Here is a 17,579-nt window from a genome sequence, read left to right as displayed (position 1 = left end):
TTTCAGCGCTGGATACCGCGCAGGATCTGGTCGGTGATAAAGGCCAGCCAGTCGCGCTGCTGGCCCTTGTCTGCCAGGTTTTCGCCCAGGAACGAGCTGAGGGTGTGCTGGTTGGAGTTATAGAAGTAGCACAGCGAGGCGATCATCAGGTAGACGTGCTTGATGTCTACATCATCGCGAAACAGGCCCTGCTGCTGGCCCGCCTCGATGATCGGGCGCAGCACGCCCACCGCTTCACCCGACAAGCGTTTGAGTTCGCTCGACTGCTGGGCATGCTTGCCCTTGTGCAGGTTTTCGACGCTCAGGATCGCCACGAATTCGGGGTGCTTGACGTAGTAATGCCAGATAAACCCCACCAGGTCCTGCAACGCTTGCGCGGGCGCCGCCAGGTCGAGCTTGAGCTTGCTTTCGGCTTTGTTGAATTGCTCGTAGGTGTGCTCCAGCACGCACACGAACAGGTGTTCCTTGCTGCCGAAGTAGTAATAGAGCATGCGGTCGTTGGAGCCCGCTTCCTTGGAGATGCTGTCTACGCGCCCGCCGGAGTAGCCGTCGCGGGTGAACACCTTGACCGCCGCCTGGAGAATGCGCGCGCGCGTCTGGTCCGCTTGTTGGGCGCGGATCCCGGTTTTCCTGGTTGCCATCGGGCGGCTCCTCACGACCAAAGGCCGCGAATATAGCATGGGTATATCTCTGTTCCCGACAGGCGCTGTCACAAACACGCCAAGGCGCTGCGAATTGGATCCGAAAAGCGTTACCTTCGGGGGCTTCCAATAAACAGAGTAGTCATGGATGAAATATCAACCCTTTACCCGCACACTCCTTGCCACCGCGCTACTGGTGCCCTTTGGTATGGTCAACGCCGCTTCACAGGCCCCGGTGGCGGGCGAGAACGGCATGGTGGTCACGGCCCAGCACCTGGCCTCGCACGTGGGCGTCGATGTCCTCAAGGCCGGCGGCAACGCGGTGGATGCCGCAGTCGCGGTGGGTTATGCGCTGGCGGTGGTGTACCCGGCGGCCGGCAACCTGGGCGGCGGCGGGTTCATGACCGTGCAACTGGCCGACGGGCGCAAGACCTTCCTGGACTTTCGTGAAAAAGCCCCACTGGCCGCCACTGCCACTATGTACCTGGACAAGGACGGCAAGGTCATCGACGGCCTGAGTGCCAAGGGCCACCTGGCCGTCGGCGTACCGGGCACGGTGTCGGGCATGGAGATGGCGCTGAACAAATACGGCACCTTCAAGCGCGCCCAGGTGATTGCCCCGGCGATCAAGTTGGCAGAGGAAGGGTTTGCCCTGGACCAGGGCGATATCGACATGCTGCACAGCGCCACCGACGAGTTCAAGAAAGACGCGGACTTGCACGCGATCTTCCTGCATAACGGTGAGCCGATGCAGGTTGGCCAGACGCTGGTGCAAAAAGACCTGGCGAAAACCCTGCGGGAAATTTCCGCCAAGGGCAGCGACGGTTTCTACAAGGGCTGGGTGGCCAAGGCGATCGTCGACGCCAGCCAGAAGGGCAAGGGCATCATCGTCCAGGCCGACCTGGACGCGTACAAAACCCGCGAACTGGCCCCGGTGGAGTGTGACTATCGGGGTTACCACGTTGTGTCGGCGCCGCCGCCGAGTTCGGGTGGCGTGGTGATCTGCCAGATCATGAACATCCTTGAAGGCTACCCCATGGCCGAGCTGGGCTATGGCTCGGCCCAGGGCGTGCACTACCAGATCGAAGCCATGCGCCACGCCTACGTGGACCGCAACAGCTACCTGGGCGACCCGGACTTCGTGAAGAACCCGGTGGCCCATCTGCTGGACAAGGACTACGCCGCCAAACTGCGCGCCGCCATCGACCCGCACAAGGCCGGGGATTCCCAGGCGATCAAACCGGGCGTGTCGCCCCATGAAGGCAGCAACACCACCCATTATTCGATCGTGGACCAATGGGGCAACGCGGTGTCGGTGACCTACACCCTCAACGACTGGTTTGGCGCGGGCGTCATGGCCAGCAAGACCGGCGTGATTCTCAACGACGAGATGGACGACTTCACGGTCAAGGTCGGCGTACCGAACATGTATGGCTTGATCCAGGGCGAAGCCAATGCGATTGCGCCGGGCAAGACGCCGCTGTCATCGATGAGCCCGACCATCGTCACCCGCGATGGCAAGGCCGTGATGGTGGTGGGTACGCCAGGTGGCAGCCGGATCCTGACCGCGATCTTGCAGACCATGATTAATGTCATCGACTACAAGATGAACATTCAAGAGGCCGTGGACGCGCCGCGTTTCCACCAACAGTGGATGCCGGAAGCGACCAACATCGAACGCTTTGCCTTGAGCCCCGACACCCAGAAGATCCTCGAAAGCTGGGGGCATAAATTTGCCGGGCCGCAGCCTGCGAACCACCTGGCGGCGATTCTGGTGGGCGCGCCGTCGCTGGGTAGCAAGCCGGTGGGCAACAATCGGTTCTACGGGGCTAACGACCCACGCCGCAACAGCGGGTTGTCGCTGGGTTACTGATTCAGCCCACGTGGTTGCGCAGGTGGGCCAGGGTGAGGGCGATCGCGTCGTGGGACAGCAGCACCGCTGCCGACTCGGCGCTGTCTTTGGCCAAGGGCGCTACCCGTTGGAACATCTCGCGCTCAAAGGCCTGTACCGCCTGCGAGAGCGACGGGCTGGCGATCAATTGCCGCGCCAGTTGCGCTGCGTCCAACATGGCCGCGTTCACGCCCTCGCCACCAAACGGTGACATCAGGTGCGCGGCGTCTCCGATCAAGGTCAACCCCGGCCGGTGGGGCCAGCAATGGCCTATCGGCAAGGCGTTGATCGTCAGGGGCACAAAGCGGTCGTTGGCTGCCTGCAACAGCGCAAGTATGTCCGGGTGCCAGCCGTTGAATTGCGCAAGCAATGCCCGGCGGGCGGCGTGGGGCGAGGCAAGGTCCAGTGACTGCCTGGCCCAATCGGCCGGCACGCGGAACACCGCGTAACCGCGCAGGTGTGCATCGGCGTTGCGTTGCACGATCAGCGCCTTGGCGTCTCCCACGACTTCGAGTTTGCCGTGGCCCACTAACCGGGCGATGTCCGGGTGGCGGCGGTCGACGTCATCAATCGAAAACTCGATAAACGTCAGCCCGCTGTACTGCGGCGAATAGGGGGAAAGCAGCGGGCGTACCTTGGACCAGGCGCCGTCGGCACCCACCACAAGGTCGAACGGGCCGTGAGCGGTGTCGCCTAGATACACGCTCCAGCGGCTGTCGCCCGCCTCGCGGATTTCCCGCACATTGGCGTCCCAATGCACGCCGCCCGGGGGCAAGGCCTCCAGCAGGATCTGGCGCAGGGCGGCGCGGTCGACTTCGGGGCGGTCACCGGCGTGCGGGTTGGGGTCTTCGAACAGCAGGCGGGCGTGCTGGTCCATCAGCCGCGAGCCTTGGTCGTCGTAGCGGGCGATGCGGTAAAAGGCGTCTTCAAGCCCCGCGTGCTGCAGCGCGAGTTGGCCGGACTCACGGTGCAGGTCGAGGGTGCCGCCCTGGGCGCGCTCGTGGGGCCCACGGTCTTTTTCAAAGACGTGCACGGTGAAGCCGTTGAGTGTGAGAATGCGCGCCAGGGTCAGGCCGGCGGGGCCGCCGCCGATGATGGCGATGCGTGAGAGGGTGTTCATCGAAAAGGCCCTTGGCGGTCTGGATAGGATCCTATACATTTGATGCATAGGCTCCTATGGAAAGTCAACGCCATGATCAGCGATACCCCTTTGGCACCCAATCCGATGCAACAGATCGGCCTGGCCAATCGAAGTTTTACCCGTCTCTACGAAGGGCGCCTGCGCGCACTGGGGTTTGCCGTGGCGCAAATTCCGGTGTTGGTGGCGCTCAAGCACAGCGACGGTTTGCCCCAGGCCGAGTTGGTGCGCATCGCGCGTGTCGAGCAGTCAAGCATGGCGCAGTTGCTGGCGCGCATGGAGCGTGACGGCATGATCGAGCGGGTGGTCGACCCCGCCGACAAGCGCAGCCGCCTGATCACCCTGACCGACGCTGCCCGCGAGAAAATGCCGCTGGCTCGCGAGGTGTTGGTGCAGGGGACCGTGCAGGCGCTGGAGGGGTTTTCTGGCGAGGAGCAGCAGACGCTGCTGGCCTTGCTGCAGCGCTTGAACGCCAACCTGGATCGCTTGGGCGAGCAGGGTTTATGACTGGAGCAGGTGCGCCACGGCGGCAAACGCTGCGTCGTGACGGGCCTGCCAGTCGCCACGGATCACCTGCAGCGGTTGGTGGTGTTGCTCCAGCCACTCGACGCTTGCCTGGAAAAACGCCAGGCGGTCGGCCAACTGCGGTTGGCAGCGCTGGCCGTCGGCGGTCCATTCCACGTCTTCGGGCGACAGCACCAGGTGCAGGTCGTAATGGCGGGCCAGCAACTCGTCTTCCAGCCAGGCGGGGCAGTCGCCAAACAGCGTCTGGCTCCAGAGCCGGTTGGTCAGCAGGTGGGTGTCCAGGATCAACAGGGCTGGGCGCTTGGCGCGGGCGGCGTCTTCCCAGGCCAGTTGGCCGCAGGCGATGGCCGGGATGTCGGCCAGGGTGGTGTCGCGTTGGTGCAGGTCGATGAAATGACGCACGTATTCGCTCACCATCACCCCACCAAAATGCGCCTGCAATTGCGCGCTCAGCCAGCTTTTGCCGCTGGATTCGGGCCCGGCCAGTACCACCACCTTCATGCGTGCAACGCCGGGTCGGCGCGCCATTCACGCCAGCCTTGCACGGCGATCACGGTGAACAACGCATACAGCGCGGCGGTCAGGTAGAGGCCTTTGTAGAGAAACAGGCCCACGAAGATCACGTCCACCGCGATCCACAACGGCCAGCATTGCACGCGTTTTTGCGCCATCCACATTTGCGCGACCAGGCTAAAACCGGTCAGGACGGCGTCGAGCCAGGGTTGTGAGGCGTCGGTCCAGTGGGCCATGACCGCGCCCAGCAGCAGGCCGCCGATGGCGCCGACCGCAAGGCCTGAAAGCACCGGCTTGAGGCCCAGGCTGGTCACCTGCCGGCCCTGGTGGACTTCGCCCGCGCGGGTCCATTGCCACCAGCCATACAGTTGCAGCGCGGCGTAGACCCCTTGCAGCAGGGTGTCGGAATAGAGTTTTTCGTCGAAGAAGATCCAGGTGTAGAGCAGCACCATGACCAGGCCGATCGGCCAGCACCACGGGTTCTGTTTTGCGGTCAACCAGACGGCGATCACGCCGAGGGCGGCAGCAAACAATTCGAGCCCGGACATGGCGGTTCCTCGGAGGAAGGGGAAAGGGCGCCGATTGTAACCAAAGATGCGCGATGAAGGACGTTAGAATGTTAATTTTGGCACTTTTGTCGACATTTTCGGCGTGTCTGATTAGGCTTTCGGCCGTGCATCAAAAAGGCCGGATCCAGCCTTGGTGATGACGTTTTTTCGCAGCCGGGCATTTCAGCTCCCGGTCACTATCCGGAACACATCGACAAGGCATGCCAGGGGCATGTCTTTGGGGGAAAAATGGATCTTTGGACCGCCGCTCAAGCAGTGATACTCGGCGTTGTGGAAGGGCTGACGGAGTTTTTGCCGATCTCCAGTACCGGGCACCAGATTATCGTCGCCGACCTGTTGGACTTCGGTGGCGAACGGGCCATGGCGTTTAACATCATTATCCAGCTTGGCGCCATTCTGGCGGTGGTCTGGGAGTTTCGCCGCAAGATTCTCGACGTGGTAACGGGCCTGCCCACCCAGCGCAATGCCCAGCGTTTTACCGTCAACCTGCTCATCGCGTTTTTGCCCGCGGTGGTGCTGGGGGTGATTTTTGCCGACCTGATCCATGAATACCTGTTCAACCCGATCACCGTGGCCACGGCGCTGGTGGTGGGCGGTTTCATCATGTTGTGGGCCGAGCGCCGCCAGCATGCGACGCATGCCCACACGGTGGACGAGATCACCTGGAAGGACGCGCTCAAGGTGGGGTTCGCCCAGTGCCTGGCGATGATCCCGGGCACCTCGCGCTCGGGCTCCACGATCATTGGTGGCCTGCTGTTCGGCCTGTCGCGCAAGACCGCCACCGAGTTTTCGTTCTTCCTGGCCATGCCGACCATGGTCGGGGCCGCCGTGTACTCGGGCTACAAATACCGTGAGCTGTTCCAGCCGGACGACCTGCCGGTGTTTGCGATTGGCTTTGTCACCTCGTTCATCTTCGCGATGATCGCGGTCAAGGGCCTGCTCAAGTTCATCGCCAATCACAGTTATGCGGCGTTTGCCTGGTATCGGATCGCGTTCGGTTTGTTGATCCTGGCCACCTGGCAGTTCGGCTGGATCGACTGGGCGGCGGCCAAGGCCTGATGCCCATGACTCTTCAATACCCACGCCTCAAGGCGCTGTTGTTTGTGCTGTTGTGCGCCGCGCCGCTGGTGGGTTCGGCATTGCTTTGGTATCGCGACATTTCGCGGGTGCCGTTGGTGGCGTACGGCGTGGTGAGTCTGGTCGCGTTTTTGCTGTACTGGAGCGACAAGCGCAAGGCCGCGTCCCAGCAATGGCGCACCCCGGAAAACGTGCTGCACGCCGTTGAGCTGGCGGGCGGTTGGCCGGGGGCGTTGATCGCCCAGCAGGTGTTTCGTCACAAGACGCGCAAGGTGTCTTATCAGGTGCTGTTCTGGGTGATCGTGTTGCTGCATCAAGCGTTCTGGTTCGACCAGTTGCTGCTGGGCGGCACGTTACTCTCGCTCTTCTAGCCGCAACCCGACCTGCGTGCGCTTGGGCAGTTTGCTCACCACCAGTTGGTGAGAACGCTGCAACAAGCCGCGCAATTCCTCGGCGCCCAGCGGGTAGGGCGTTTGCATGATGATCCACTGCGCTCGTGCCAGGTAGGGCGCAGGATGAATGCCGGGACGGTCGACATGGCCAAGAAACAACGCCTTGTCCACCTTGAACGCCAGGGAGTCTCCACGCAGGTTCTGCAGGGCGAACATCTTGTTGCCGGCGATCGAAAACACCCGCACACCGCCCCATTTGTAATCCTCCCGTGCGCCGGGCAAGCCCAGGCAGAAGCGGGCGACCTCGTCTTCGGTCATCGTCATAGAAAACGGTCCCCGCAGTTATCGAAGGCATGCTCCAGGAAGTCGATCCAGGCGCGGATGGCGGGCAGGACGCCACGGCGATGGGGGTAGACCGCCTGCAACCAGCCGCCCGGCAGTGACCAGTCGGGGAGCAATTGCACCAATTGCCCGCTGGCCAGTTCCGCCTCGCAATACATCCTCGGCAGCACGGTAAAGCCCAGGCCCTTGATGGCACAGGCTCGGCGCACCACAAAATCGTCGATGCCCAGGCGTGCTTCCATCATCAGTTCGTGGGCATTGCCTTTCGGGTCGTAGATGCGTTGGTGGACCATGCGGTCGGCCTCCAGCGCGCCCAGGATGGGCAGTTGCCTGAGGTCTTCCAGGGTGATCACCTGGCGACCGTTGACCAGTTCCGGGCTGGCCACCAGTGTGGTCTGGGCCTGCCGCAAGCGTTTGGTCACCAGCAGTGGGTCTTCATCGCCCAGCTCTCGCACCCGCAGGGCCACGTCGATGCCTTCGGCCACCAGGTCGACACGGCGGTTGACCAGGGTCATTTCCAATTGCACTTGCGGGTAGGCGGCCAGAAAGTCGGCCACGATGTTGGGGAGCTTGTGTTGGGCCATGCCCACCGGGCAACTGACCCGCAGGCGCCCACGCGGTTCACTGGACATGCTGGCCACCGCTTCATCGGCCATCTCCGCTTCCAGCAACATGGCCTGGCAGTGGCGCAGGTAGCGTTCGCCCACGGCGGTGAGGGTCAGTTGCCGGGTGGTGCGTTGCAGCAGACGGGCGCCCAGGCGTTCTTCCAGCTCGGCGATGCGGCGCGACAACCGCGACTTGGGGATGCCCAGCAGCCGCCCGGCGGCGGCGAAACCACCGGCTTCGACCACTTTGGCGAAGTAATAGAGGTCATTCAGATCTTGCATGGCGAGCCTATTGTCCTGTCAGTGGGACGAACTATCCGCGTGTAGCGCGGGTTAATCCACCCCCCGGACAATCAAAACGCGTCAGCCTAAGTGGTCGTCGATGTACGCGCCGTGCTGTTGAGGGCCATCAGCAGTGCCGTGCCCGCAAAGGCGACACCGGTCAGCGCCTGGCCTTGCCAGCCGTAGTGCTCGGACACCAGGGCACCGGCCGCCGAGCCTAAGGCGCCGCCGATAAAGTAGACCACCATGAACACCGTGTTCAGGCGGCTGGTGGCGGTGGGGTCCAGCGCCAGGACGCGGGTCTGGTTGGACAATTGGTTGATGCGGTTGCCCAGGTCCAGAAAGGTGGCCGCGATCAGGATCGGCCACCACCAGCCTTGTGGGCCAAAGATGAAAATCAGCCCAAAGGCCGCCAGCACCGTGCTGATGCCGACCCACTCCAGCCGCGCGGCATGGCGCCGGGTGTGGCGGCCGATCGACGAGGCGCAAAGGATGCCGACAATCGCCGACAACCCCAGCAACCCCGCCTGTGCGCTGGAAAACCCATAAGGCGGCAACGCCAGCAAGGCGGCCATCGAGCCCCAAAACACGTTTAGCGCGCCAAACACCAGGCCGCCCTTGATCGCCGAGCGGCGCAGGGTGGAGTGGGTCTTGGCAAGGCTCCAGAGTGATTTGAGCAGCGCCGAATACTTGAGTTTGCTCACCGAAACCGACACCGGCATGCGCGTCAGTATCGCCAGGAACAACAGCGTGTCCAGCGCCGCCGCCAGCGCGAACATGCCGCGCCAGCCCAGCCAGCCACTGACCACGCCGCTGACGGTCCTGGCCAACAGCCCGCCAGCGGACAGGCCGCTGACCATCATGCCCAGCACCGCGCCTTTATTAGCGGGGTCGCTGAGGTCGGAGGCGGCGGGAATGATCACTTGGGCGCTGATGCCCGACAGGCCCAGCATCACGCTGGCCACCAGCAACCAGGCATACGACGGCGCGGTGGCCGATGCCAGCAGGCTGACAAAGTTGAGGCACAGGACGGCGAGGATCAAGGTGCGCCGGCTGATGCTGTCTCCCAATGGCACAAACAGCAGCAGGCCACAGGCGTAGCCGAGCTGGGTGAGCATCGCGATCTGGCCGACATGGGCGGTAGACACCTCGAACGTGCCCGCAATGAGCGGGAGCATCGCCTGGTTGTAATAGATGGTGGCGACCGAAAAGCCGCAACAGATCGCCAGGATCAGGGTCAATCCGGTCGTCAGGGGAGGGTGCTGTGTGTTCGTCAAAGGAGTCTGTCCGCCAAGGGCTGTCTGGGGATGATAGTTGCCAGGGCGAGGAGGATGAAGGGCGCGCGAGGTTTAATCCAGTGTTTCGCGGGAGGGTGCGTCCCGTGGGCGGTTTGGGCGAGGTGTGGGCGTGTATTGTCCTGCATGTGGAACGAATAGTCGCATTTGAGTTGCCTAGTCGATGATTGGTGTCATCTGTAGGATTGTCCCCATTCGATCGCCCCTGGCGATACTCACTTGGAGAAACCTGATGAAACTGTTGCATATCGATTCCAGCATTCTTGGCGACAACTCGGTATCCCGTACGCTGAGCGCGGGTGTGGTCAAGGCCTGGCAGGCAGCAGAGCCCGCCGCGCAGGTGACTTACCGCGACCTGGCCAGCGAAGGCATCAACCACTTCTCGGGTATCACGCTGGGCGCATTGGGCACTGCCGCTGAACTGCGCGACGCGGTGCAGCAGCATGAGGCGGACTTGAGCGCCTCCACCCTGGCCGAATTTCTGGCTGCCGACGCCATCGTGCTGGGCGCACCGATGTACAACTTCACCATTCCCACCCAGCTCAAGGCCTGGATCGACCGCATCGCCGTGGCTGGCCAGACATTCCGTTACACCGAAAAAGGCCCGGAAGGCCTGTGCGGTGGCAAAAAAGTGATCATCGTTTCGACCTCCGGCGGCCTGCATGCTGGCCAGCCGACCGGCGTGGCCCATGAGGATTATCTGAAGGTATTGCTGGGTTTCCTGGGGATTACCGACATCGAAATCGTGCGTGCCCACGGCCTGGCCTACGGCGACGAGGTGCGCGGCAAAGCGCTGAGCGGCGCCCACCTGCAAATCGAAGAGCTGTTCGCCGTGGCGTAATACTTGTGTAAATTTTGACCCGGCTCGATTTCATTCTGAAGCGAGACGCCTAAACTCTGTATTCTGGTGACATAAATAGTTACCGGAGTACGGAGTTTTTTCGTTTTCCCGCAGTCTTTATTTGGCCCAGGTTATGCACACGTGGGTTTACCCCCGGTTTGAGCACCCTGGCCATGGATAATTCAAGCGATACGCGGGCCTACGCAGCAAAGGTGGACATCCCCATGATGCGTCTTTGTGCAGTTCTGGTTCTTACCCTGCTCGGCGGCATTGTTTCAGTGCACGCCGCACCTGCGCCGCACCCGCATTGGAGTGTGGGCTTTCACCGCATGACGTTTCTCGACCCTCTGGACGGCCAGCCGATGAAGGCGATTGCCTTTTATCCGTCCACGGGGCTTGAGCATGTCAGTGAATTGGGCGCCTATCGGGTGGCCGCGACGCAAGACGCGAAGATCGCAATTGGCCGCTTCCCCATGCTGATGTTGTCCCACGGCAACACGGGCACGCCGCTGGCGCTGCACGACCTGGCGACGTCGCTGGCGCGCAAAGGGTTTGTAGTGGTGGCCGTGTTGCACCCGGGCGACAACTATAAAGATCACAGCCGGTTGGGCACGGTCAGCAACCTGTACGGGCGGCCTATCCAGATCAGTGCGGCGATTTCCGCCACCCTCGACGACCCGATGCTCTCGCCGTTCGTCAACATCAACCAGGTGGGCATCATTGGCTACTCCGCCGGGGGCGAAACCGCCTTGATCCTGGCGGGCGCCAAGCCTGACTTCAATCGGCTACGTCGTTATTGCCAGCAACGCCCCGAGGACCGTGATGCCTGCACCACCAAGGGCGAGCTGGTGGTCGATCGCGAGGACTTGCAACCCCAGGCCGACCCGCGCATCCACGCCTTGATGCTGATGGCGCCGTTGAGCCTGATGTTTGGTCGTCACACCCTGGCCGATGTGCATGTGCCGGTGCTGCTGTACAGCGGCGATGGCGACAAACTGGTCGCCGTGGACAAGAACGCCGAAGCCCTGGCGCGCAAACTGCCGCAGCCACCGGACTTCAAGTTGCTGGCGGGGGCGGGGCACTTTGTGTTCATGGCGCCGTGCGACGAGTACCAGTTAGCCGCAACCCCGGCGCTGTGCACCGACGCAGACGGCGTGGACCGCGAAGGCATTCACCGTGACCTGATTTCCCAGGCGGGGCGCTTCTTCAGCCACAACCTGGCGCAGTCCAGCCGCGCCGGGCTGGAAACCGCCGATCAGTAAGCGCGGCGCTTGAGCAATAGGGTCAAGCCCAGGGCGCTGACCGAGAGCAGGGCGGCGCAAAAGAAGATCCAGCCGTAGCCGAGGTTAAGGGCGATAGCGCCCATCAACGGCCCGGCGATTGCCAAGGCCAAGTCAAAAAACACCGCAAAGGCACTCAAGCCAGCGCCCCGGCTGCTGTCGGGCACCTGTTTGATCGCTTCGACGCCCAGCGCCGGGTAAACCAGCGACAAGCCAAAGCCGGTCAGCCCCGCGCCTATCAGGGCGATGCCGGTGGACGGGGCCAGCCACAGCAGCACAAGGCCCAACGTTTCGACACTCATGCAGGCAATGGCCGCCTGAAAACCGCCAAAGCGCTTGATACCGGAGATAAACACCAACCGCGACAGGATAAAGCACAGGCCGAACACGCTCAGGCAATACGCCGCCCCGGACCAGCCGCGAAAGAGGTAATAGAGGGTGATGAACGTGGTGAGCGTGCCGTAGCCGATCGACGCCAGGCACAGGCTGGCGCCAAACGGCGCAATACGCCCGAACACCGCCCAGAATGGCAACCGCTCGCCGCGCACCACCGGCACCGAAGGCTTATTGCGGATCAACACCAAGCCCAAGGCGGCCAGCAAGGCCAGGACGATGCCGAGGCTGTTGTAGCCGTATTCGCCCACCATCACCACACCCAACGGTGCGCCGATGGCAATGGCGCCATACGAGGCGATGCCGTTCCAGGAAATCGACCGCGCGGTGTGTTCGGTGCCCACCTGGCCCATGCACCAACTGATGGTGCCCACCCCGATCAGCCCCTGGGCCACGCCCAACAGCAAACGTGCAACCACCAAGACGCCAAGGCTCAGCGACGGGATGCTGTGCAACAGGGTGGCGATCAAGGTCAGCACGCCGCTTAGCAGGATCCCGCTCAAGCCCAGCACGATGGCGCGCTTGGTGCCCACGTTGTCTGACATGCGCCCGGCCATCGGGCGGCTCAGCAGCGTGGCGAGGTATTGCGAGCCGATCGTCACGCCCGCTACCACCGCACTGAAACCCAACTCGCCATGAACGTAGCCGGGGATCACCGCAATCGGCAGGCCGATGCAGATAAACGCGATAAACGTATAAAAGACGATGGAAACGATCTGGAGGGTGACGGACAGGGAGCTGGGGGCGGCAGACATGGCAACTCATTCGCGGGCAGGCGGTCAGCCATGATGGCAAGCGCCTCGCCAAAATGAAAGCAGCCTAACGATCAATCCCGCCGCTCATAAAAAAGCCCCGTCACACCGGACGGGGCTTCTACTGGCTGCTAATTGCTAGCGCTTCAGATCACCACGCCTTGGCTGCGCAGGTAATCATCGTAGGTGCCGCTGAAGTCGGTCACGCCGCTTGGGCTCAACTCGATGATGCGCGTGGCCAGGGAGGACACGAACTCACGGTCGTGGCTGACGAAGATCAGCGTGCCCGGGTAGTTTTCCAGCGCCAGGTTCAGCGCTTCGATGGACTCCATGTCCAAGTGGTTGGTCGGTTCGTCCATGATCAGGACGTTTGGCTTTTGCAGGATCAGCTTGCCAAACAGCATGCGACCTTGCTCGCCCCCGGAGATCACCTTGACCGACTTGAGGATCTCGTCGTTGGAGAACAGCATGCGGCCCAGTGTGCCGCGAATGACTTGCTCGCCCTGGGTCCATTGGCCCATCCAGTCGAACAGGGTCACGTCGTCTTCGAAGTCATGGGCGTGGTCCTGGGCGTAATAGCCCAGCTCCGCACTTTCGGTCCACTTGACTGCGCCAGCGTCCGGGGTCAGTTCGCCGACCAGGGTACGCAGCAGAGTGGTCTTGCCAATGCCGTTCGGGCCGATGATGGCCACGCGTTCCCCGGCTTCGACGGTGAAGCTGAAGTTCTTGAACAGGGTCTTGCCGTCGAAGCCCTTGGACATCTGCTCGATGGTGACCGCCTGACGGTGCAGCTTTTTCGTCTGTTCAAAGCGGATGAACGGGCTCACGCGGCTCGAAGGCTTGACCTCGGCCAGCTGGATCTTGTCGATCTGCTTGGCGCGGGAGGTGGCCTGCTTGGCTTTGGAGGCGTTGGCCGAGAAGCGGCTGACGAACGTTTGCAGTTCGGCGATCTGGGCTTTCTTCTTGGCGTTGTCCGACAGCAATTGCTCGCGGGACTGGGTGGCCACCGTCATGTATTCGTCGTAGTTGCCCGGGAACAGGCGCAGCTCGCCGTAGTCCAGGTCAGCCATGTGGGTGCACACGCTGTTCAGGAAGTGACGGTCGTGAGAAATGATGATCATCAGGCTGTTACGCTGGGTCAGGATGTTTTCCAGCCAGCGAATGGTGTTGATGTCCAGGTGGTTGGTCGGTTCGTCGAGCAACAGCACTTCCGGATCGGAGAACAAGGCCTGCGCCAGCAACACCCGCAGTTTCCAGCCTGGGGCCACTTCGGTCATCGGGCCAAAATGCTGTTCCAGCGGAATACCCAGGCCCATCAACAGCTCACCGGCGCGGGATTCGGCGGTGTAGCCGTCCATTTCGGCGAATTCGGTTTCAAGCTCGGCCACCGCCATGCCGTCGTCTTCGCTCATTTCCGGCAGCGAGTAGATACGGTCACGCTCGGCTTTGACCTTCCACAGTTCTTCGTGGCCCATGATCACGGTGTCGATTACCGAGAATTGTTCGTAGGCGAACTGATCCTGGCGCAGCTTACCCAGGCGCACGTTTGGCTCCAGCATGACCTGGCCGCCAGACGGCTCGAGGTCGCCGCCCAGGATTTTCATGAAGGTGGACTTGCCGCAACCGTTGGCACCGATCAGGCCGTAGCGGTTGCCGGCGCCGAATTTGACCGAAACGTTTTCAAACAGCGGCTTGGCGCCAAACTGCATGGTGATGTTAGCTGTGGAGATCAATTGCTTTACCTGTCAATAGCTTAGGGTGCGCTTATTTGAACTGGGACCAATTTGGGACCAATCTGGAGCTTTTCCATTTCGCTCCAGTCCGAGCTTGAGTTGATCCAACGCGCATAAGTCGAGAGCAGCATCTGCACGTGATGGCCGAGCTGCTGGGAGATGAAGGCGGGGGTTCATGCCAGACGTAACGCGCATTGTCGCATAGGTGTGACGACAGTTATATGGCGAGCGCAGTCGGCAAACCGTTCAATTAGCCGATCCTTGCCCGCCCGGCGACGAGAGGCGCGAATCGCCGGTGCGTACATGCAGATCTTTGTGGCGGTTTTGTTACGCGGTTTTCATCCGTTCATGACAAATTTTTCACATGGCTCGCCAAGAGGCTCATGACACAATCCGCCGGGTTTGCAGGGTTGCAACGATGTTTGCATGACGGACGATAAAAAAATAATGTTCATAGGGGCGCAGTAAATGAAACTCTCTACACGAGCTTTAGCCATCGCCGCGGCAGTCCTTGCACAACACGCGTACGCTGACGATTTTGGTCTGGGTTCTCTGGGCACTGGCAACGGCCACAGCGGCTTTCTGGAAGACAGCCATTCGTCCATCAGTTCGCGGACGATGTACTACAACGCAGACGTTCACTCGGGCAGCGCCAATGACCTGCGCGAAGCCGCCGAAGTCCTGCGTTTTGACTACAAATCCGGTTTCACTCAAGGCAACGTGGGTTTCGGGCTCGACGTGATGGCGTTCCAGGGCCTGCGTCTGGACGGTGGCGACGGCCACGCGGCCGGCCCTGGCTTGTCGGGTAACGGCAACAGCTTCTTCCCGGTGAAGAACAATGGCACCGAGCCTGCTGATACCTTCAGTCGTGCTGCGGGGAACGTGAAATTCCGTATTTCCCAGACCGAACTGCACGTGGGCGGCGGCTTGGCACCGGTCTTGCCGATCCTGGTGTCCAACGACAGCCGTGCTGCGCCTCAGACCTTTGACGGCGGCATCCTGACCTCCAACGACATTCCAAACGTGACGTTCACCGGCGGTGAACTGAACAAGTCTGAAGGCCGTGCGTCGAGCAACTCCACAGGCCTGAGCGTGGCCGGTGCCACCCATGACAGCAGCAGCTTCCGTTTCGGCGGTGTCGATTACCGTCCATTCGGTTCTTCTGACAACGCCATCGCTAAAAACCTGACGTTGCAGTACTACTACGCCGACCTGGAAGACTTCTACAAACAGAACTATTTCGGCCTGGTTCACGTGCTGCCGCTGGGCAACGACCAATCGTTCAAAACCGATTTGCGTTATTTCGACAGCACCAGCGACGGCAAAAACGGCTCGGCCGGTTATGCGTTCAACAACAACGGTGGCTACGCCAAGCACGCCGGTGAAGTGGACAACAAAACCTACAGCGCCGCGTTCACCTACCAGTTGGGCGGTAGCCAGTTGATGCTCGGCCATATCGGCGTGAGTGACGACGGCGGCTTTGTGTGGGTCAACCAGGGCAGCATCGCCAACCCAACGCCACAAGGCGCGGGTGGTTCTGACTTCTACCTGTTCACCGACGCCGTGGTTGGCCAGTTCTCCCGAGCGGGCGAGCAAGTCAACTTTGGTCAGTACCTGTACGACTTCAGAACCCTGGTGCCTGGCCTGAAAGCGTCGATCGCCTACCTCAACGGCAGCGATATCAAGTCCAAGGTTGCCGGTGGCAGCGATCAGTCCGAGCGCGAGACCGACTTCCGTCTTGATTACGTCGTGCAAACAGGCCCACTCAAAGGCTTCGGCACCACGTTCCGTACCGGTAGCTACCACGGCCACAACACCGGCACGGCGGATCAGGATCAAACTCGCCTTATCCTCAACTACACCTACGCGATCTTCTAAGCGCGCTTAGATCTGAACCGAGTGTGAAAAAACCGCCTGTTTTTGGGCGGTTTTTTTATGGGGATCCTTTTGTCTCGGGCATCGCCAGCCACAACAACCCCAACGCCAGGGTGGCGACCGCTGCCAGCGTGAGGAAGGCTGCGTTGTAACCGGCCTGTTGTACCACCACGCCCGCGAGGCTGCTGCTCAAGGCGGCGCCCAGGCCAAACACCGTGGACAAGGCGCCCAGGCTGACGTTGAAGCGCCCGGTGCCCCGGGTGAGGTCTTTGACGACCACCGGAAACAGCGCGCCGAAAACGCCAGCCCCTACACCGTCGAGCATTTGCACGGCGACCAGCCAGTAAGGGTCGTCCCACAGCGTATACAGTACGCCCCGCAACGGCAGGATCACAAAGCCCGCCAGCAGCAACGGCTTGCGCCCCCACACATCGGCCTTGATGCCCACCAGGTAGGCGATCGGCACCATCACCAGTTGGGCCGCAACAATACATGCCGAGGTCAGCGGCGTGGCCATTTGCAGGTGGGTTTGCGCCAGTTTTTGGCTGACCAGCGGCAACATGGCCGCATTGGCCAGGTGAAACAACCCGCAGCAGATGGCAAACAGCAGCAAAGGGCGATTAGCCAGCAGTACCGCCACGCCGGAGGGGCGGTCATGACCGGTGTCGTGCGCAGGATCGAAGCCGCGGGCCGTTTCATGGTCGATTGCAGCCGGGTCGATGCAACAGACCGCAATAACGCTGGCGACCGCCATCACCGCCATCAAGTAAAACACCGCTACCGGCCCGAACAGGTACGCGAACCCACCGGCGAGCAGGGCGGCGGTCGCGTTGCCGGCATGGTTGAACGTTTCGTTGCGGCCGGTACGGCGGGTGAACGTCCGAGGCCCGGTGATCCCCAGGGAAATGGCCGAAATGGCCGGCGCAAAGACCGACGCGGCAATCGCACTGGCAGCCTGTGAGAGCGCCACCAGGCTAAAGGTGCTGACAAAGGGCAGCACCAGGCAACTGCCCGTGACCAGAAACGCTGCGGCCACAATGACGGCCCGCTTGCTGCGGGTCCGATCGATCAGCGCGCCAGCGGGTGCTTGAGTGATCAGCGCTGCAATACCCGCCAGGGTCATTACCACGCCAATACTGGCCGGGTCCCAGTGATGCACGGCCAACAGATAAATTGCCAGATAAGGCCCCAACCCATCGCGCACATCGGCGAGGAAAAAGTTGAGGCTGTCCAGGGACAGGGTGTTGCGCAACTCGCGGGGGTTTGCCATGGGTGGGTATCGACGGTTGGGGCGATTGCCGGATTGCGATAATGACCCGGGCCCCTGCGATTAAGTTTCGCGGGGCGGTAGTAAAAGCGTTACGTCGAGCGGTGAGCGGGCAAAAAAAAGGTTCTTCACGGAATCCCGGGAAAGACAGAAACAAGAACGCCGATT

The 17,579-nt window shown here is 61.8% G+C and carries 17 protein-coding genes and 1 pseudogene; 7 read left to right on the top strand and 11 right to left on the bottom strand.

The annotated features are described in order from the left end of the window. Positions 1-2 precede the first annotated feature (2 nt). Positions 3-641, bottom strand: coding sequence for a TetR/AcrR family transcriptional regulator (locus ACW9H9_RS18660; RefSeq protein ID WP_457344682.1), 639 nt, complete (start codon positions 639-641; stop codon positions 3-5). Positions 642-789: 148 nt separating this feature from the next. On the opposite strand from ACW9H9_RS18660, the gene ggt reads away from it, so the two are divergent. Then, entirely contained in the window at positions 790-2,514 is a 1,725-nt protein-coding gene (gene ggt, locus ACW9H9_RS18655) for a gamma-glutamyltransferase (RefSeq protein ID WP_457344683.1), read from the top strand. Between the two features lies 1 nt (position 2,515). Here ggt and ACW9H9_RS18650 read toward each other — a convergent pair whose 3' ends face one another. Then, positions 2,516-3,652 (bottom strand): FAD-dependent oxidoreductase, encoded by a 1,137-nt coding sequence (locus ACW9H9_RS18650; RefSeq protein WP_457344684.1) that lies wholly within the window; start codon positions 3,650-3,652, stop codon positions 2,516-2,518. A 72-nt stretch (positions 3,653-3,724) separates the two neighbouring features. Between ACW9H9_RS18650 and ACW9H9_RS18645 the strand changes: the two genes are divergently transcribed. Beyond that, positions 3,725-4,177 carry a MarR family winged helix-turn-helix transcriptional regulator gene (locus ACW9H9_RS18645; RefSeq protein ID WP_457344685.1) on the top strand — a complete coding sequence of 151 codons (453 nt, stop codon included), beginning with the start codon at positions 3,725-3,727 and terminating at the stop codon, positions 4,175-4,177. Here ACW9H9_RS18645 and ACW9H9_RS18640 read toward each other — a convergent pair. Continuing rightward, entirely contained in the window at positions 4,172-4,696 is a 525-nt protein-coding gene (locus ACW9H9_RS18640; RefSeq protein WP_457344700.1) for an AAA family ATPase, read from the bottom strand. The genes ACW9H9_RS18645 and ACW9H9_RS18640 overlap by 6 nt on opposite strands. Then, positions 4,693-5,256 carry a nicotinamide riboside transporter PnuC gene (pnuC, locus tag ACW9H9_RS18635; RefSeq protein WP_457344686.1) on the bottom strand — a complete coding sequence of 188 codons (564 nt, stop codon included), beginning with the start codon at positions 5,254-5,256 and terminating at the stop codon, positions 4,693-4,695. Before pnuC ends, ACW9H9_RS18640 begins: the two co-directional genes overlap by 4 nt. 249 nt (positions 5,257-5,505) lie before the next feature. Between pnuC and ACW9H9_RS18630 the strand changes: the two genes are divergently transcribed. Next, complete coding sequence (locus ACW9H9_RS18630; RefSeq protein ID WP_457344687.1) at positions 5,506-6,336, top strand: undecaprenyl-diphosphate phosphatase; 831 nt, start codon at positions 5,506-5,508, stop codon at positions 6,334-6,336. Positions 6,337-6,341: 5 nt separating this feature from the next. Next, positions 6,342-6,725 (top strand): DUF1294 domain-containing protein, encoded by a 384-nt coding sequence (locus tag ACW9H9_RS18625; protein WP_457344688.1) that lies wholly within the window; start codon positions 6,342-6,344, stop codon positions 6,723-6,725. Here ACW9H9_RS18625 and ACW9H9_RS18620 read toward each other — a convergent pair. The 3 genes from ACW9H9_RS18620 to ACW9H9_RS18610 all read right to left on the bottom strand — a co-directional run bounded on the left by ACW9H9_RS18620 (position 6,708) and on the right by ACW9H9_RS18610 (position 9,216). Next, positions 6,708-7,070: an MmcQ/YjbR family DNA-binding protein gene (locus ACW9H9_RS18620; RefSeq protein ID WP_457344689.1), complete on the bottom strand. Its 363-nt coding sequence runs from the start codon at positions 7,068-7,070 to the stop codon at positions 6,708-6,710. The genes ACW9H9_RS18625 and ACW9H9_RS18620 overlap by 18 nt on opposite strands. Then, positions 7,067-7,975 (bottom strand): LysR substrate-binding domain-containing protein, encoded by a 909-nt coding sequence (locus ACW9H9_RS18615; protein WP_457344690.1) that lies wholly within the window; start codon positions 7,973-7,975, stop codon positions 7,067-7,069. Before ACW9H9_RS18615 ends, ACW9H9_RS18620 begins: the two co-directional genes overlap by 4 nt. A gap of 86 nt (positions 7,976-8,061) precedes the next feature. Then, a complete protein-coding gene (locus tag ACW9H9_RS18610) occupies positions 8,062-9,216 on the bottom strand; it encodes an MFS transporter (protein ID WP_457344691.1) in 1,155 nt (384 codons plus the stop codon). A 286-nt stretch (positions 9,217-9,502) separates the two neighbouring features. Between ACW9H9_RS18610 and ACW9H9_RS18605 the strand changes: the two genes are divergently transcribed. Both ACW9H9_RS18605 and ACW9H9_RS18600 read left to right on the top strand, forming a co-directional pair. After that, positions 9,503-10,111, top strand: coding sequence for an FMN-dependent NADH-azoreductase (locus tag ACW9H9_RS18605; protein WP_457344692.1), 609 nt, complete (start codon positions 9,503-9,505; stop codon positions 10,109-10,111). 224 nt (positions 10,112-10,335) lie between these two features. Next, the gene (locus tag ACW9H9_RS18600; RefSeq protein WP_457344693.1) at positions 10,336-11,373 is read left to right on the top strand and encodes an alpha/beta hydrolase family protein; all 1,038 of its coding nucleotides are present in this window, start codon (positions 10,336-10,338) and stop codon (positions 11,371-11,373) included. Here ACW9H9_RS18600 and ACW9H9_RS18595 read toward each other — a convergent pair. The 3 genes and pseudogenes from ACW9H9_RS18595 to ACW9H9_RS18585 all read right to left on the bottom strand — a co-directional run. Next, a complete protein-coding gene (locus ACW9H9_RS18595; protein WP_457344694.1) occupies positions 11,367-12,539 on the bottom strand; it encodes an MFS transporter in 1,173 nt (390 codons plus the stop codon). The genes ACW9H9_RS18600 and ACW9H9_RS18595 overlap by 7 nt on opposite strands. 143 nt (positions 12,540-12,682) lie before the next feature. Then, a complete protein-coding gene (locus ACW9H9_RS18590; protein ID WP_457344695.1) occupies positions 12,683-14,269 on the bottom strand; it encodes an ABC-F family ATPase in 1,587 nt (528 codons plus the stop codon). A gap of 20 nt (positions 14,270-14,289) precedes the next feature. Then, a pseudogene (locus ACW9H9_RS18585) lies at positions 14,290-14,506 on the bottom strand (hypothetical protein); the annotation flags it as partial. Between the two features lie 231 nt (positions 14,507-14,737). Between ACW9H9_RS18585 and ACW9H9_RS18580 the strand changes: the two are divergent. Further along, the gene (locus ACW9H9_RS18580; RefSeq protein WP_457344696.1) at positions 14,738-16,147 is read left to right on the top strand and encodes an OprD family outer membrane porin; all 1,410 of its coding nucleotides are present in this window, start codon (positions 14,738-14,740) and stop codon (positions 16,145-16,147) included. A 55-nt stretch (positions 16,148-16,202) separates the two neighbouring features. On the opposite strand, the gene ACW9H9_RS18575 is transcribed toward ACW9H9_RS18580, so the two are convergent. Beyond that, complete coding sequence (locus tag ACW9H9_RS18575) at positions 16,203-17,414, bottom strand: MFS transporter (RefSeq protein ID WP_457344697.1); 1,212 nt, start codon at positions 17,412-17,414, stop codon at positions 16,203-16,205. Positions 17,415-17,579: the final 165 nt, after the last annotated feature.

The sequence above is a fragment of the Pseudomonas sp. SDO5215_S409 genome (genome assembly GCF_054071325.1).
The sequence above is the reverse complement of the archived record's forward strand: the minus strand, read 5'-3'. Positions and strand labels throughout refer to the sequence as shown.

Excerpts from the sequence above, each read along its gene's own strand:
- ACW9H9_RS18660 (WP_457344682.1), bottom strand. The coding sequence starts at position 641 with ATGGCAACCAGGAAAACCGGGATCCGCGCCCAACAAGCGGACCAGACG.
- ggt (WP_457344683.1), top strand. The coding sequence starts at position 790 with ATGAAATATCAACCCTTTACCCGCACACTCCTTGCCACCGCGCTACTG.
- ACW9H9_RS18650 (WP_457344684.1), bottom strand. The coding sequence starts at position 3,652 with ATGAACACCCTCTCACGCATCGCCATCATCGGCGGCGGCCCCGCCGGC.
- ACW9H9_RS18645 (WP_457344685.1), top strand. The coding sequence starts at position 3,725 with ATGATCAGCGATACCCCTTTGGCACCCAATCCGATGCAACAGATCGGC.
- ACW9H9_RS18640 (WP_457344700.1), bottom strand. The coding sequence starts at position 4,696 with ATGAAGGTGGTGGTACTGGCCGGGCCCGAATCCAGCGGCAAAAGCTGG.
- pnuC (WP_457344686.1), bottom strand. The coding sequence starts at position 5,256 with ATGTCCGGGCTCGAATTGTTTGCTGCCGCCCTCGGCGTGATCGCCGTC.
- ACW9H9_RS18630 (WP_457344687.1), top strand. The coding sequence starts at position 5,506 with ATGGATCTTTGGACCGCCGCTCAAGCAGTGATACTCGGCGTTGTGGAA.
- ACW9H9_RS18625 (WP_457344688.1), top strand. The coding sequence starts at position 6,342 with ATGACTCTTCAATACCCACGCCTCAAGGCGCTGTTGTTTGTGCTGTTG.
- ACW9H9_RS18620 (WP_457344689.1), bottom strand. The coding sequence starts at position 7,070 with ATGACGATGACCGAAGACGAGGTCGCCCGCTTCTGCCTGGGCTTGCCC.
- ACW9H9_RS18615 (WP_457344690.1), bottom strand. The coding sequence starts at position 7,975 with ATGCAAGATCTGAATGACCTCTATTACTTCGCCAAAGTGGTCGAAGCC.
- ACW9H9_RS18605 (WP_457344692.1), top strand. The coding sequence starts at position 9,503 with ATGAAACTGTTGCATATCGATTCCAGCATTCTTGGCGACAACTCGGTA.
- ACW9H9_RS18600 (WP_457344693.1), top strand. The coding sequence starts at position 10,336 with ATGATGCGTCTTTGTGCAGTTCTGGTTCTTACCCTGCTCGGCGGCATT.
- ACW9H9_RS18595 (WP_457344694.1), bottom strand. The coding sequence starts at position 12,539 with ATGTCTGCCGCCCCCAGCTCCCTGTCCGTCACCCTCCAGATCGTTTCC.
- ACW9H9_RS18580 (WP_457344696.1), top strand. The coding sequence starts at position 14,738 with ATGAAACTCTCTACACGAGCTTTAGCCATCGCCGCGGCAGTCCTTGCA.
- ACW9H9_RS18575 (WP_457344697.1), bottom strand. The coding sequence starts at position 17,414 with ATGGCAAACCCCCGCGAGTTGCGCAACACCCTGTCCCTGGACAGCCTC.